Here is a 15,418-nt window from a genome sequence, read left to right as displayed (position 1 = left end):
CATAAAGGAAAGAAACGAAGAGAAAGTTTGGAACTGTAGGAGCGATAGCGACCGCCTTTGTCTCCGGAAGTCCAAATTTTCGCGCAGTGACACTAATTCTAGTGATTATCTGTAGGTGGATTCAACTAAGGAGAGGAGAAGGCCCGTCAATGCTGCTACGAATTGTAAAAAGAGACCTTCAACGCAATAAAATCATTACCTTCGGATTATTTGTGTTTATCATGTTATCGGCTTTGCTTGTTGCTTCTGCGTCGCAAGTGATTATGGAATTGTCGGGGTCCTTGAATCAGCTATTGATTAAATCCAAAGCCCCTCATTTCGTGCAGATGCACGCAGGACAAATCGACAGCTCAGCAATCGAGAGCTTTACAGCTACTAATCCACTGGTGAAAGATCAACAAACCGTAGAGATGCTTAACTTGGATGGATCTAACGTTTATCTAGGCAGTAACCAAGGCTCGGAAGCAAACAGCGTGATGGATATCGGCTTTGTAGAGCAGAATCCTTCGTTTGATTTGCTGCTGAATTTAGAGAACAAGGTGATTGAGGTATCGGCAGGAGAAATCGCTGTCCCCATTTATTATATGAAGCAAAAGAATTTGAAAATCGGCGACGTAGTTAGCATTCTAGGTGAACAGTTCGATAAAAAGTTTGTGATTACTGATTTTGTAAGGGATGTCCAAATGAATCCAGCCATGGTCAGCTCCAAACGATTTGTCGTAAATACTGCTGACTTCATAGCGCTGAGACAGAATCTGGGTGAACCTGAATACCTGATTGAATTTCAGCTTACGGATCTATCCAAGCTCAAAGATTTCCGCAATGAGTATCAATCCTCAAATCTGCCCAATAAAGGCCCCTCTATTGACTATCCTTTATTTAAAACGCTGAATGCACTGACGGATGGGATTATCGCAGTTGTTATTATTTTGGTAAGTGTTCTGCTGATGCTGATTGCTATTTTATGTCTCAGATTTACGATGATCGCTACCTTGGAAGAGGATTACAGAGAGATAGGTGTCATGAAAGCGATTGGGATCACGCAGCAAGATATTCGCAGCATTTATTTAGCAAAATATATCGTGATGGCAGCCGTCGCCTCTGTATGTGGATATTTACTATCTTTAGGTGTGGTGCGTTTGTTTACAGCCAATATTACTTTGTATTTGGGCGTTGCTCCTGCCAGTATCCTTCAATATTTTGTTCCTGTCCTGGCGGTAGGTTTGATCTTTGGAGTTGTTGTATTCTTTTGCCGGATGATTCTTAGACGCTTTAATCGCATCACGGTTGTAGAAGCTTTACGGTCAGGTACGAGGGGTGAAGCAAGGATTAACACAAGCAGATTTTCACTTAGTAAGCGTAAATTTGTTAACGTGAATGCTTTTCTCGGGGTAAAAGATGTTTACGGGCGCTTCACCATGTACGGATTATTGTTCTTCGTATTTGTGATCAGTTTGTTTATCGTTCTAGTGCCAGTGAATATATTGAATACCCTTCAGTCTCCCCGGTTTGTTTCTTATATGGGCGTCGGTCAGAGCGATATTCGTATAGATTTGCAGCAATCGAACCAAATAGAGAAGCGTTTTAATGAGATGATAACCAAGCTTGAAAATGACCCGGACATCTCTAAATTATCTCCACTGATTACTTCTAGATTTAAGGTATTAGGTAGTGATGGTGTATGGGAATCGCTAAATGTTGAAACCGGTGACTTTACTATTTTTCCGCTCTCGTATGTTAATGGAGGAACTCCTAGAAGTGCAAGTGAGATCGCTCTTTCTGACCTGAACGCCAAGGAACTGAATAAAAAGGTGGGGGATATCGTTCATTTAGAGGTTGCTGGGGTGGCAAAAAAATTGACCGTTAGCGGGATCTATCAGGATATAACTAATGGTGGCCGAACTGCAAAAGCGCAATTGCCATATGACCCGAAGACGGTTCTCTGGTATGTCGTAGCTTTGGATGTGAACCCGGGAATTTCCGTCCAGGCAAAAATGGATCAGTACACCAAATTATTTTATCCAGCAAAAATCACTCATCTGCAAAGCTATTTAGCTCAGACATTAGGAAATACAATTCGCCAATTGAAGCTGGTTACAGGCTTATCCATCGTTATCGCGTTTTCGATTTCGGTATTGATTACCTCTTTATTTCTGAAAATGCTGCTTGCCAAGGATTCTTCGCAAACCGCTATTTTGAGAAGTGTTGGCTTTACGTTAGGAGATATTCGTAGGCAATACCTGGTAAGGATGCTGTTAATATCAGGGCTGGGCGTCATTCTTGGTACTTTTGCGGCTAACACTCTCGGGCAAAAAATTGCTCAAATGCTAGGCTCTTTTATGGGTGCTTCTAAGATACAGTTTGTAGTCAATCCGGCGGTAGCCTATCTTATTCTTCCTATACTTTTCATGCTGATTGTAGCGCTCACCACCGTAACAAGCACGATCTCAATGAGAAAATCCAGTATAGCCAAACTAATTGTCGAATGATAGGAGGTGACAGAATGTTCATATTAGAGACGAAGGGGTTAAAAAAAAGTTATTCAACAGGGCAAGGAACTCCGCAGTCGATATTAAAGGATGTTCAGCTTCAGGTGTCACAGGGGGAATTCATAGCTGTCATGGGACCTTCTGGTTCAGGAAAATCAACATTGCTGTATACGATCAGCGGGATGGATAAGTTGACAGCGGGAAGTGTTATTTTTAAAGGGCAGGAGATCAGCGGAGTTTCAGAGAACGAATTAGCCGGACTGCGCTTAAAGCATATGGGCTTTATTTTTCAGCAAATGCATCTGTTAAAAAACTTGAATATCCGCGACAATATCATCCTGTCTGCTTATCGGGCGAGAACCAGCAGCCGTAGAACTATCAATAAAAGAGCAGCCGAGTTAATGAACAAAACAGGAATTGCTACGCTGGCTGAACGTGATATTACACAGGTGTCAGGAGGACAATTGCAAAGAGCAGCAATCTGCAGAGCACTCATTAATCAGCCAGATATATTGTTTGGCGATGAGCCAACCGGGGCGCTTAACTCAAAAGCAGCTAGTGAAATCATGGACATATTAGCAGATATTAATCAATCAGGAACAACGCTTATAATCGCCACACATGATGCCAAAGTCGCTGCTCAAGCTGAGCGTGTCTTATATATGCTAGATGGCAGCATTGCAGCTGAGCAACGGCTTGGAAAATATAATCGCGTAGATGGTGAATTGAAAAGGCGGGAGGAGAAGCTTGCGGCCTGGCTATTAAAGCTGGGATTCTGATTGGGGATCTAGCGCTGTACGAATGTCAAACAACGTTTTACAGTTTAATATCTGCCCAACACTAAAACCTATTTTATATGCAATAATAACCACTCAATGCGAAGGCATTAAACAATTAAAAAAACTATTAACGCACCTCGATCATTGCTGATATAAACCGAACAAAAAAGCAATTGCCCCGGCACATCCGGATAACTGCAATTGCTTTTTTATTCACTTACTAATTCTTTAGAAAGCTTACGGCACTACGTAGATATTGGGTTTAGACACAGTGGGCATACCGTTGCCTAGGAAAAATCCTGTGTGCGGAGGTTGATTGTAAGCTGTATTCTGCCAGGCAATGCTCAACCGATATACTGGATCATGCATTAAGGTATATATTTTATTAGTGGTGATGTTCGTAGTTGTATAGATTCGTAGAGCCGAGTTATCGGACTTTCTCCAGATAGCCTCTTCGCGCCAGTCTCCAAGCAGGTCGGCCTGTAGGCTTGGCGTTGCTTTGGTACTATTGTTGGATGCTACGCTCGCTCCGGTTAATAAATTGGTAACGGAGTTGCTTGCAGGGTTCCATTTATCAATCTTGACACCATCCAGCAGTTCGCGGGACAAGTCGCCATCCCACCAAATTCCAAAATTCACAGAAGGCATTGTGCTGCTTATTTTGGTGCCTGTAATGGAGTATAGGCCAACGCCGTGAGCCCATACCTCTTCCCCGGGATAATTGGGATCAATATCGGCAGCCATCCCCCGGCCGGTATCTTTTCCCGTGTATACACCCCATAAGACCGTCCCGTTTGCAGCATCCCATACCGCAGCGCCATAGGGAGAACTAGTATTTTCCATGACTTTAAAAACTTCGAGACCGGGGCGGTTCGGATTTAAATCGCCTACATGCAGCGCGTCTCCATGACCCAGCCCTGTATTGTATAAGGTCGCACCGTTATTATCAATGGTTAAGGCACCATAAATGATCTCATCCTTACCATCGTTATCCACATCGGCTACACTTAAGCTATGATTACCTTGACCGGCGGTTCCAGCATTGGTGGAGCTATTGCTATCAAAGGTCCATTTACGAGTCAAAGCACTGCCATTCCAGTCAAAAGCTACAACGACTGTGCGTGTATAATAACCACGTGCCATAATGATGCTTGGATGTACTCCATCCAGATAGGCTACTCCTGCTAAAAAGCGGTCTACTCGATTGCCGTAATTGTCACCCCAACTGGATACCGTTCCTCTGGCAGGAACATAATCAATTGTGGTTAAGGCTTTCCCCGTTTGTCCGGAAAATACACTCAGATATTCAGGTCCGGTCAGGATATATCCACTGGAATTGCGATAATCTGCACTTACGTTTCCAATGGTTACGCCAACTCCGTCAACCGTACCGTCTGCTGTTTTGCAGACTACTTCGGCTTTACCATCACCATTGAAATCATAGACTAGAAATTGAGTATAATGTGCGCCAGCCCGAATATTTTTGCCCAGATCAATTCGCCATAGCCGAGTTCCATTCAGCTTATAGGCATCCAGATAGACGTTGCCAGTATAGCCACTTTGCGAGTTGTCTTTGGAATTGGAAGGATCCCACTTCAATACGATTTCATATTCCCCGTCACCGTCTAAGTCACCCACGCTGGCATCATTGGCACTATAGGTATAACTTACGCCATCTGGCGTAGTGCCGCCAGCCGGAATTTGAATTGGAACGTCCAAATAATTGTTGGCCCATACATTTGCTGCTGGAGAATCAGATTGCTCAATACCGCCAACGATTGCTCGAACTGTATAGCTAGACGAAGCTGTGCCGGCGTTATCCTGATAATTCGTGCTGTCCGTGATTGGGGTAACGTTTACTTTTGTGCCATTGCGGTATAAATTAAAAGAAACCGACAGTTCTTCTGTTCCGAGTAGCCGCCAGCTCACAAATACACCGCTGGATACCTTGACTGCTACTAGTCCCCGACTTAGCTTTTCCGCTTGCCGGGCAGCTGCTGCCGAAACAGAGGAAAGAGAGCCAAAAGCTGCCGTCCCTAACGTAAAGACTAAAAACCAAATGATTACAAGATATCCTGACTGATGTAACCGCTTACTCATTAACGAAGCCTCCTTTTCATTTTTGGTTCACGAGGGTTACACAGGATGTCATAGTGAACAGTACATAATATTTCATAAAGACAAAAATATGTTTTAAATTTACTTGAACCATTTTAAATGAGTACGACTTTACTCACACAGAAAGGAATACATAACATGGAAAATATAAGCTATAATTTAAAATTCGCTACACTTTGTGCCAAATATAATCTGGGTCTGTTGATGAATGAACCTGAACCGATAACAGGTGGACTCTTGCACAGAATGTATCGCCTGCAAACGGATAAAGCGCAATACGCAGTAAAGGCCTTAAATCCTCAAATTATGCAACGAGATACAGCCATGTCTAATTATATTTTTTCTGAAATGGTTGCGAATCTGGCTTATCAAAAGGGGATCCATGCTGTTCCGGCAATCGTATCTAATGGCAGTAGTATGCACGAGGTTGAGGGGCAATTTTATTTATTGTTTCCATGGGTTCAGGGGAAGGCATTACCTTTAGGTGAAATAGATTTAGATTGTTGTAAAAAGATTGGGGCAATTCTTGCGCAGCTCCACATCATCGATTTCTCACAGGGAACGGATGATCATCACTTTGAAACGCTTATAGCGTCTAATGCTGCAGTTGCCAATTGGAAAGAGCTTGCTCTCAAAGGAGAGCAGCAGCGTGCAGAATGGTCAAGCTTGCTGGCAGATCACCTGCATAAGATAGAGAATTGGGAGGCATTGATTCATTCTTCAGCGAGTCTATTGACGAATCATTATGTTATCAGCCATCGGGATTTAGACCCCAAAAATGTCTTGTGGGATGAGCGGCAAGCTCCAATAATAATCGATTGGGAAGCAGCAGGACCTATTCATCCGACGTTAGAGCTGATAGATGTAGCTTTATATTGGTCAGGTTCTGAATCGGGAGATTTAAGCAAAAAGGCATTCTCAAATTTGATTAACAGCTATCTGGAGCATGGCGGAGAGATTTATGCGGATTGGCAGGTTGTGCTCAACTATGGCTTTTTGGGAAAATTAGAATGGTTAGCTTACAATATCAGACGTTCGCTAGGACTGGAGAGCTCGGATGACGCAGAACGGGAGCTGGGTACTTGTGAGGTAATCCGTACGATTAATGCATTACAGAACTATGCAGATTTTATTCCACAATGTTTATTATGGTTGGGAGATTTAGATAACCGTCACTACCTTTGGTGAGGATCATTTAGCAGGCCAACCTGCCAGGGAGTTTTATCGGAAATTAGGATTTAGTCCTTTGCAGGAATATGTTCCCGATGGACCGGATGGGGGTTCACGCCAAAAGTTTAAACTGACTGTAAGTTAAAAAGGAGGACTTATGAAGAAGTTTATAGTTATATCTGGCGTCTCGCTATTTTTACTGGCGATTTCTTTTAACCCATTGTTCAACTATATACGTGAAAACAGGCAGGAAAGCAGATATGACTCCATGGGATGAAGAGGAGAAAGCCCCGCCTGGTGATATTGTCAAAGTTCAGTTCTTATTAAATGATCAAAAAATCTCCACCCCTGATGAAATATGGCTATCCAATCGGGACAGAGGCAGCAGATATTTTTCGTGGATAGATATTCTCACAGTAAAGGACCGAAAGACTGGTGAGGAACAAGTAAGTATAGTCCAAAGACTGACCGATGATAGTCAACCCATGGAAAACAGAAAATGGAAAATCATCACGATTGCACAAAACGGAGAAGTAGACGAAGAGGTTCTCAGCTATGCGCAAAGAAGCATCAATCATTTAGGTGTCAAGCTAATCGAGTTCTCCGGTACCTCCCTTATGGGTATGGGGTATTATTCAGATGTTACTAAGGCCTATCCTAGTATTTTCTTCCCACTCCTATTTCCGTTTCTTACTGGAATAGCGGGTCTCCTGTTATTGATTTTTCTGGTTGTTCTATTACTGTTTGAGCTTTATCTTAGACGCGTTATTAGAAAAAGAAGGCGATAAAGAACACAGGATACATTCTGAAATTACTTGTAGTTTCGAATTACCTTTAATTTAGTGATAGTTGATAAGGCAAACAGCAGCAGTAAGACTCCGATTGAACCCATGACAGGACCAGGGCTGAAGAGATCAGACAAGAACGAGACAGCAGTAAGACCAATGGATGGGGCTACACTCATGATAGAACCTAATACACCGAACACCCTACCCTGGATGTCTTCTGAAACTTCCAGCCTAAGGATTGTATTAATCAGCAACGTGGAGAATGAGAACATGAAGCCAATCACAAGAATGATAGGAATGGCAATCGCAGCGGAAGTGACGAATGATAACAGGAGGTACAGGGGACCGAGACATAGCAGTCCAGTCATAATAAGGAAACCTCTGTTTTTCAATTTGGAGCCAAGCAGCAAGATCAGTCCGGACCCGATCATATAACCAAGTGGAATACAGGCTTCAATAAGTCCAAACTGAAAGGGAGTGGAATCCCACACTTTGACGGCCATAACCTGCGTCAACATCAGGGAGGGGACAAAAAATAAGGTTAAGGTAGGAAGCATAATCATAACGGCGCGTGCGAAAGGATACCTCCAAATATAGCGAATTCCATCAACCAGATCCTGTGTGAATTTCCGTTCTTTCTTGGGTGCGTTATTTAATTGAGTTGGCAAAGGAAGGGAGCGAACTGCTAAAACGAGCAGAAAGGAGAGGAAAAATGTAACTCCATCAAATAAAATAGCGTCGGCTGCTCCAAAACTCGCTACGAAAATACCACCGGCTGAATAACCAATAGTCCGGCAGATGTTTTCAGACAAGTTCAACAATCCTACCGCTTTTTGTAGATGTTCTTTACCAACAACAGTAGTGATAGAAGCTTGGTATGCCGGGGACTGGAATAAAGCTGAAACGGTCGTAAGACCCGTCAGTATAGCGACTATAATGAACGATGTAGAGGGCAGGGAAATGGCTAAAGCAAGTGTCACTACGAGTCCGCAACTTATCAGATCGGTGATCAACATGAGGGTTCGACGATTGACCCTATCCGCAAAAGTTCCCCCTATCGATCCAAGTAAAGAACTGAGCACTAAATTGATTATCGTGATGATGGCAATCATTTTGGCGCTGCCGGTCGTTTGCAGTACCCATAAACTTAAAGCAATACTATGAAAAGTGTTACCGAATAAGGAAATGGAGTACGAACTGAGTAGCAGCAGGAATCTCCGATTTCCCCAAAGAGAGGGATGAGCTTGAACAGCAGGGGGAACTTGTTTCACTAATAAAGGACCAGACATAAGTTATGCTCCCTTCAACTTAAACGATTAAGTGAATAGCCAAAAAAATTATTCTACAAAATAACAATTATTTTCTTGTGCGGAGTAGTCAGAATGATGCAATAATTTGTCCATTAGTTCAAATGCAGTAGCCGCTTTATCCCCTGTGAAAATGAATTTATGAACGTCATCGCCTAATATTTCCGGACAATTGCAGGTGCAAAGAACAGAGAGTTGTTCGAACCTCCCGTTTTTTTCAACGTAACTTCCAATAAACTCATTAATGACAATGGCCTCTTTATAGCCCCCCTCCTGTAAGAATGTATTTAATTCCTCCAAATTGACAACGGTGAATATCGCTTCTTCAGGTAATGGAATACTGTCCTGAATAAAGCGGGTGAGGAAAGAGTTATTGAAGCTCTCCATAATTAAACATACCTGTGAAAGGTCCTGTGGTTTTACCTTTTGCAGAGCTGCTCGATAGTTGAAAAGGACCTGCTTAAAGAGTTTATCTTCAATCATGCTGTCGATCAGAATCAAAGGAATTCCTTCTACAAAATGCTTGGAGATCGAATAAAAGGCTTCCTCGCGCACATCGATCAGAAATACAGCCTCCAGCTTTCTTTCTACGATAATATCCAAAGAAGGCTGATCAACATCAAGTGAATATAGCAGCGTATGGTAACCAGCATTTGTTAACCGTTGTTCCAAGGCATGTATAAATGAGAACTGGGCATGGAGCTTCCAGTGTGGTGTATGGGCTGAGGTGTTAACAAGCACACCTACCAATCCTGTTTTCTGATTCGCAAGTGAACGTGCCGCCAGATTGGGTATGTAGTGTAGTTCCTCGGCAAGCTGAAGAATCTGCTGGCGCGTTTTCTCAGGAATGGTTTGGTTGCCGACACGATTCAGAACATAGCTCACTGTTGCGACGGAGACATTGGCACGAAGTGCGATGTCCTTCATGGTTGTCTTTTTCACCAGTAAATAGCTCCCTTATCCTTGTGATATTTTCTAAAGATTAACATTCTGATCCCAAAGCGTCAATGGGAAGTGAGTGTGCAGTTAGATGACCCTGCTAGGTTCTAGAAATGGAAGAATTACGGTGAAATTAATCTATCGGAATCAATAGATTCCATGTTATTCTAGTTAATAAAAATAATAGAAATAGGGGAAGTGTCGATGAAAAAATTGCTCCATGTTCTCTTTGTTTTAGTATTACTAATAGGTTTAAATGTAAGTGAAGGGAACACTGCATCTGCTGTACAGGCTAAACAGGTGTTGCGTATTGGTTTTGATTATATTCCTGTAGATCTAGATCCTGCCTCTTCCACAGATAGTAGTACGACTACGGTCATTAAAGGGATATTTGAGGGATTGGTGCGTTTAAATGATGCGGGAGAGGCGGTTCCCGGGATAGCCAAGTCGTGGACAGTCTCCAAGGATGGGAAAACATACACGTTCTCCTTGCGGCCGAGCGCAAAATGGAGTAATCAGCAGCAGGTTAAGGCTTCAGATTTTGAGTATGCATGGAAACAAGCGCTTGCACCTCAGTCTATGAATAGCTATGCATTCAAAATGTTCATAATTGCTAACGCAGAGAATTATCATAAAGGGAAGCTAAAGGAGTCTTCGAAAGTGGGTGTGAAAGCGTTAAATAACGATACACTCCAAGTGACTTTGAATGAAAAAACTTCACATTTCCCGCAGCTTCTCGCGGAAAGTATTTACATGCCAATTAATGCGCAAGTCGCGAAAGCAGATAAGAATTGGGCGTACAATATTAAAACTATGGTTACTAATGGCCCTTTTAAACTGCAACAGTGGGATGAAAATTCGATTCATCTAATTAAAAATCCAAACTATTATGCGGCGCAAGAAATTCGTTTCTCAGAGGTGCATCTACTTCAGCCTAAAGCTGGAACACCTTCGCCAACTATGGCCTACTTAAACAATGAAGTTGACTGGGTAGGGGCAAAAGATGAGCTGATAGATAAGGCTTCTTTAAATTCTGTATTCCCTCAGGAGTTATATGCATTGCCGTATGCTTCTACATATTATTATCAGTTCAATCTAAGCAAAGCACCTTTCAAAAATCTGAAGATACGTAAAGCATTAGCCATGGCAGCTAACCGAGAATCTATCGGCTATGGTACACCTGCTTACGGTTTTATTCCTCGGAGTATTCGTGGTTCCAAGTTGAATTTTAGATCAGAGATTATTGATACACGGTATTTCAAAGAGGATGTAATACAGGCTAAGAAATTACTTCAGGAAGGTTTGAAGGAAGAGGGCTTAACTCAGCTTCCTAGTTTTTCGATTATTATAAATGAAGGGCATGAAGAAATTGCAGAAGCCGTTATTAACAGCTGGAACAAAAATCTGGGCATTACAGTAGGTTTTGAGGTTCAACCCTGGGAAGATCTGCTTGATAATCGTCTTAAGCTGAATTATACAATGGCAAAAGCGGCATGGGCAGCCGACTATAACGATCCATCGACTTTTTTAGATTATTTCACATCTTGGAGCAGCGATAATGATTCGGGCTGGAGCAGTGCACTTTATGATAGTTATATTAAACAAGCTAGGCTTACATTAGACACTAGCGAACGAAACAAGCTTTATGCAAAAGCTGAAAAAATGCTCATTGACCAAATGGTCATCCTTCCGCTGTATTATTTTTATGCTGATGTTTTGCATAAACCTAACATTAAAAAAGTAAGTGTAGAGTATGATGGTTCCATATCTTTTTCAAGAGGGTATTTAATCTAAAAAATTATAGTAATAAAGACTATGAGGATACTTCCGCAGTTATTGGGAGTGTCCTTTTTGTATGGAATTAATCGCCTTTGTGAAACCGCTTCAGATAACGACACAATATTGTGAAATTTTTCACCTGTTTATTAAAAATTTTAATATATAATTAATTTATAATCAAAAACAAGGGGGATTTAAAATGAAGTTATTTAAAATGATGTTAGTAGCAGGCGTCTCGGTTGCAGTCTTGTCTGGTTGTGGTGCGAATAATAATAATGCGACTAATTCGGCGGCTACTACGGCTCCAGCTACAGAGCAAACGGATGCAGTTACTACAGCTTCAATCGTAAATCAAGCAGATGCGTTTACCAAGGCTGTAAGTAAAGATGGAAACTGGATTATTGCCATTCTAAATGATGTGACCATTGCCCAAGATGTTGTTGTTGAAGGCGAATTCCATGATAAAGGGGCCGCAGACGGCGACATCTACCGTAAGATTGCTCTTTATGCCCAAGACGCTGATCACAAAGTTACTGCCAATTACACACTCACTGTACCTAAGTTAACTGTACAAAGTGAAAATTTACGAGTTCAAGGCGGAACCATTAAAGGTGATGTTTATGTAGATGCGAACGGATTTAATCTGCATGAAACTTCGACTATTGATGGAAATCTTTACTTCGCAAACGAAGATGTGAAAGCAACTGCAGGGATTGAAGGTAAAGTGACTGGGGCAACTGAAGTTAAATAAGTTAGTGATGATTTCGATTAGGTAGAAGTAGATGGACTAAATAGATAGAATTATCCGGATAGGATAGGCAAAAGGAATCAGTATGAATGGGCTGACTCATAATGGACTACACCCCATCTAGTTACCATATGAGAGCCGACGGAAGCCTTGAAGTAACAAGTAATGGAGTATTGAAGCAGTGAATTATTGGAGTATGAAGTAATGGAGTATGAAACATTGAAGTGTACAGTAGATGGTTTTAACTGTATTTTGTACAACTAAAATGCTCAAAACGCCCGGCCAATGAAAATAGCTGTATTTTGTACATCTATTTTCCTGATTTAATACTCTATAGGCTATTTCTCTAGTTTTTAATTGTATAGAATACACTTAAAGTTAGAATTAGCCCTTGTGGATATCGAATAAGTGTATAGAATGCAGTTATCTTACAGATATATCAAGATAGTGCGCTACAACGGAGTGGTTATCCGAAAGCTACGAATGATTAAGCTTAGCTCATAACCTATCAAGCAAATCACAACAGACCCAAAACACCAGTCAGCGAACCTCCAATAACGGAGAATTGCTGCCTGGTTGTTTTTTTGTGGATGATGAATATATGAACTATTGTTGATTTTCTTCCTATTGACTTATAATATTACTACCACTACTAGGAGGAACACATATGTCTAAGGAGTATTCGCGCACATATATTGAGAGCGTAAAGCTTGAAATGTTAAATAGGTTGGGATTAAAGCAGGTGTTCTTCAAGGAGCAAATAGGGGACAGCCTAATTTTTGAAGCTGTGGGCTTTGATAAAGGGGCAAAACACCGTTTTTGCGTTAGACCAAAGACGAAAACGATTGATGAATTCATTTCAGGCAAATGGATGAAGGTACGCAGTTTTATAATCAAAAGTGTGGATATTTAATGTTGAACGCTAAAAAGGTAGCCCCGTTAATCGGAGTTACCTTTTTATTTTTTTAATACATAGTCATTGATAATGTGAAGTATCTCCATACAGATCGATGGTTGTATTGTTATCAGTTAGGGTTACTTTACATAATGCAGTAGAGAGAATATCCGGTAACTCCCCTATTTCCTGCAATGATTTATTAAGAAAATAAGCCATAATGACTTTTAAAGTCATCCGATGGGTGACGATGAGCACCTCTAGCCCTACGTTATCGTTTATGATGCGCTCCATTGTCGGCACTACTCTTTCTTCAAGCTGCTTATAAGTCTCACCTGAGGTTAGAGGAATATATAGATCGGGTCTGGTGAAAAAATGGGAATATTGTAAAGGGGATTCTAGTTGTATCTGATCCGTATTCATTCCTTCCCAGCTCCCCATGTTTATTTCCATTAAAGAAACTTGCTGTTGAATAGGTAAACTCCGCTTTCCCCGTAAAATCTGCGCAGTATGCAATGCTCTTGGACTAGTACTAGAATAAATTGCGCCTAAGTTTTCTACTTGCAAACGATCCCTTAACCATTCGGCCTGCTGTTCGCCCAAGGCTGTAAGCGCAGAATTTTGATGCCCTTGCATTCGTTTTTGTAAATTCCATTCTGTTTGCCCGTGGCGGGTTAAGTATAATACTGTCTTTGTCATTAACAAAACCTCCCTGATGAATAGTTGTAAGTATAAAAGAAATAAATATAAATAAACAATATATAATAGTTAACATCCATAATGTATAGTTATAGTAAAATGACTGAGGATAAGCGGCGAATACAGATATTATTTTATGAAGTGAGGAAGAGATCACGATGAACTATCATGTATTAAAATTGTTTTATTACGTTGCGATCACAGGTAGTGTGACCAAAGCCTCTGAACGTTTGCATATCAGTCAACCCGCTATATCAGCGCAAATCCGTAAGTATGAACGGGAGAATCATATTTTGTTATTTGAAATTAAAGGAAAGAGGATGGTGCTCACCCCTTTAGGAAAAAGGTTAATCGAACCTCTTGAGAAGTTTTTTGCCATGGGTGATCAAGTCCAGCAAATCATTGAAGACTATCACAAATTTCCTGAGGGGAATCTGCGGATTGCAGGTAATTATTTGGCAACAAGCATCCTCATTCCCCGGTGGGCGTCATTATTCAAACAATCTTTTCCGGAAGTTAACATTCAGATCACTACTACTAATTCTCATGGAGTCATGGAAAAATTGAATAATTTTGAAGCAGACGTAGCGATTTACAGTGATATGGAGTTTCCTACGCATAATACAGGAGTGTTCGAACATCGGGAGTTATATAGGGACGAGTATGTATTCGTGGTTTCTTCCCATCACCCTTTTGCCAATCAGCAGGTTAGCTTTGAAGAAGTGATGTCTGAAGCATTTATTATGAGAGAAGAGGGCAGTGCAGCCAGAGAGCGGCTTGTCCGGTTGTGTGAAGAAAGAAGTGTACAGCAGCCAACGATTGGGCTTCAATTTAATGGAGTGAATGAAGTTATTCAAGCTGTGATTGCCGGTTATGGAATTAGTTATGTATCCGCTTTGTTGGCGAAACCTTATCTTGATCAGGGAACATTAGCTAATGTAGCAGTAGAAAATGTAGTCTCCAAGCATTCGATATGGATGGGTTACAGAAAGAAGGAACTTCAAGAAAGTTATATGCAGTCGTTTATTACGCTCGTTATGAAACAATTAAGTTTAAAATAATATTAGGAAATTAAAGATAAGCTTATGGTAAACTATGGATAAAAGTTAGGAGGGGTCATAATGGATCAAATCATATTCAAACAACTTAAGTTTGTGCGTAGTGTTACTGTGCGTGCTGTCGAGGGACTATCTGAGGAAATTTTAGATAGTATTCCAGAAGGTTTTAATAACAATATCCGCTGGAACTTGGGACATATTTATTTGGTGCAAGAGAAGTTTGCCTTTCATTCTGCTAGGGAGCTTATGCAATTGCCGGCAAGCTTTGAACGCTTATTTGCGAAAGGGACTAAACCAGCCGAGTGGAATGAGGAACCGCCAACGCTTGAAGTTTTACTTGAGATGCTTACGGAGCAACCCAAACGGATCCAGGAAGCTTTTCACAATCGCTTAAGTGAGCAAGTAACCCCTCTTACAACAGGAAGTGGATTAACCTTAAATTCAATCGGTGAATTCATAAATTTCACACTTTACCATGAAGGTATGCACTTCAATACAATAAAATTATTAAATCGCTTTGCAGATAAATAAATTCAAATAACAAAAGATATCGATATATAATTGGTATCTTTTGTTAGCTTTATGATCGAAAAAAAGATTTGTAAATGAAAAGGTTATGTGATAATCTAATTTATGTAATACATGTAAC

General features: G+C 41.1%; 13 protein-coding genes. 9 read left to right on the top strand and 4 right to left on the bottom strand.

The features are described 5' to 3' along the window. Positions 1–149: 149 nt before the first annotated feature. Entirely contained in the window at positions 150–2,489 is a 2,340-nt protein-coding gene (locus NSS82_RS21545; RefSeq protein WP_076272009.1) for an ABC transporter permease, read from the top strand. Between the two features lie 14 nt (positions 2,490–2,503). After that, positions 2,504–3,268 (top strand): ABC transporter ATP-binding protein, encoded by a 765-nt coding sequence (locus tag NSS82_RS21540; protein WP_036688966.1) that lies wholly within the window; start codon positions 2,504–2,506, stop codon positions 3,266–3,268. A 237-nt stretch (positions 3,269–3,505) separates the two neighbouring features. Here the strand turns inward: NSS82_RS21540 and NSS82_RS21535 are convergent, their stop codons facing one another. Continuing rightward, positions 3,506–5,368, bottom strand: coding sequence for a rhamnogalacturonan lyase (locus tag NSS82_RS21535; protein ID WP_178944157.1), 1,863 nt, complete (start codon positions 5,366–5,368; stop codon positions 3,506–3,508). Positions 5,369–5,524: 156 nt separating this feature from the next. On the opposite strand from NSS82_RS21535, the gene NSS82_RS21530 reads away from it, so the two are divergent. Beyond that, positions 5,525–6,574, top strand: a complete 1,050-nt coding sequence (locus NSS82_RS21530) for a phosphotransferase (protein ID WP_076272008.1) — start codon at positions 5,525–5,527, stop codon at positions 6,572–6,574. 218 nt (positions 6,575–6,792) lie between these two features. Then, entirely contained in the window at positions 6,793–7,344 is a 552-nt protein-coding gene (locus NSS82_RS21525) for a hypothetical protein (protein ID WP_340960998.1), read from the top strand. A 23-nt stretch (positions 7,345–7,367) separates the two neighbouring features. Here the strand turns inward: NSS82_RS21525 and NSS82_RS21520 are convergent, their stop codons facing one another. Further along, a complete protein-coding gene (locus tag NSS82_RS21520) occupies positions 7,368–8,633 on the bottom strand; it encodes an MFS transporter (protein WP_076272006.1) in 1,266 nt (421 codons plus the stop codon). A gap of 48 nt (positions 8,634–8,681) precedes the next feature. Beyond that, positions 8,682–9,593 (bottom strand): LacI family DNA-binding transcriptional regulator, encoded by a 912-nt coding sequence (locus NSS82_RS21515; protein ID WP_076147527.1) that lies wholly within the window; start codon positions 9,591–9,593, stop codon positions 8,682–8,684. A 201-nt stretch (positions 9,594–9,794) separates the two neighbouring features. Between NSS82_RS21515 and NSS82_RS21510 the strand changes: the two genes are divergently transcribed. From NSS82_RS21510 to NSS82_RS21500, 3 genes are all read left to right on the top strand, one after another. Continuing rightward, complete coding sequence (locus NSS82_RS21510) at positions 9,795–11,384, top strand: peptide ABC transporter substrate-binding protein (RefSeq protein WP_076272005.1); 1,590 nt, start codon at positions 9,795–9,797, stop codon at positions 11,382–11,384. A gap of 184 nt (positions 11,385–11,568) precedes the next feature. Beyond that, the gene (locus tag NSS82_RS21505; protein ID WP_076147533.1) at positions 11,569–12,120 is read left to right on the top strand and encodes a polymer-forming cytoskeletal protein; all 552 of its coding nucleotides are present in this window, start codon (positions 11,569–11,571) and stop codon (positions 12,118–12,120) included. A gap of 664 nt (positions 12,121–12,784) precedes the next feature. Continuing rightward, a complete protein-coding gene (locus NSS82_RS21500) occupies positions 12,785–13,030 on the top strand; it encodes a hypothetical protein (protein WP_036688955.1) in 246 nt (81 codons plus the stop codon). Between the two features lie 63 nt (positions 13,031–13,093). Here the strand turns inward: NSS82_RS21500 and NSS82_RS21495 are convergent, their stop codons facing one another. Continuing rightward, positions 13,094–13,711, bottom strand: a complete 618-nt coding sequence (locus tag NSS82_RS21495; RefSeq protein WP_076100194.1) for a histidine phosphatase family protein — start codon at positions 13,709–13,711, stop codon at positions 13,094–13,096. 158 nt (positions 13,712–13,869) lie between these two features. Between NSS82_RS21495 and NSS82_RS21490 the strand changes: the two genes are divergently transcribed. Beyond that, positions 13,870–14,772: a LysR family transcriptional regulator gene (locus NSS82_RS21490; RefSeq protein ID WP_076272004.1), complete on the top strand. Its 903-nt coding sequence runs from the start codon at positions 13,870–13,872 to the stop codon at positions 14,770–14,772. A gap of 60 nt (positions 14,773–14,832) precedes the next feature. Next, positions 14,833–15,300 (top strand): DinB family protein, encoded by a 468-nt coding sequence (locus tag NSS82_RS21485; protein ID WP_076147540.1) that lies wholly within the window; start codon positions 14,833–14,835, stop codon positions 15,298–15,300. Positions 15,301–15,418 lie beyond the last annotated feature (118 nt).

The organism is Paenibacillus sp. FSL H7-0735 (genome assembly GCF_038008505.1).
Classification (GTDB): Bacteria; Bacillota; Bacilli; order Paenibacillales; family Paenibacillaceae; genus Paenibacillus_AQ; species Paenibacillus_AQ odorifer.
The sequence above is the reverse complement of the archived record's forward strand: the minus strand, read 5'-3'. Positions and strand labels throughout refer to the sequence as shown.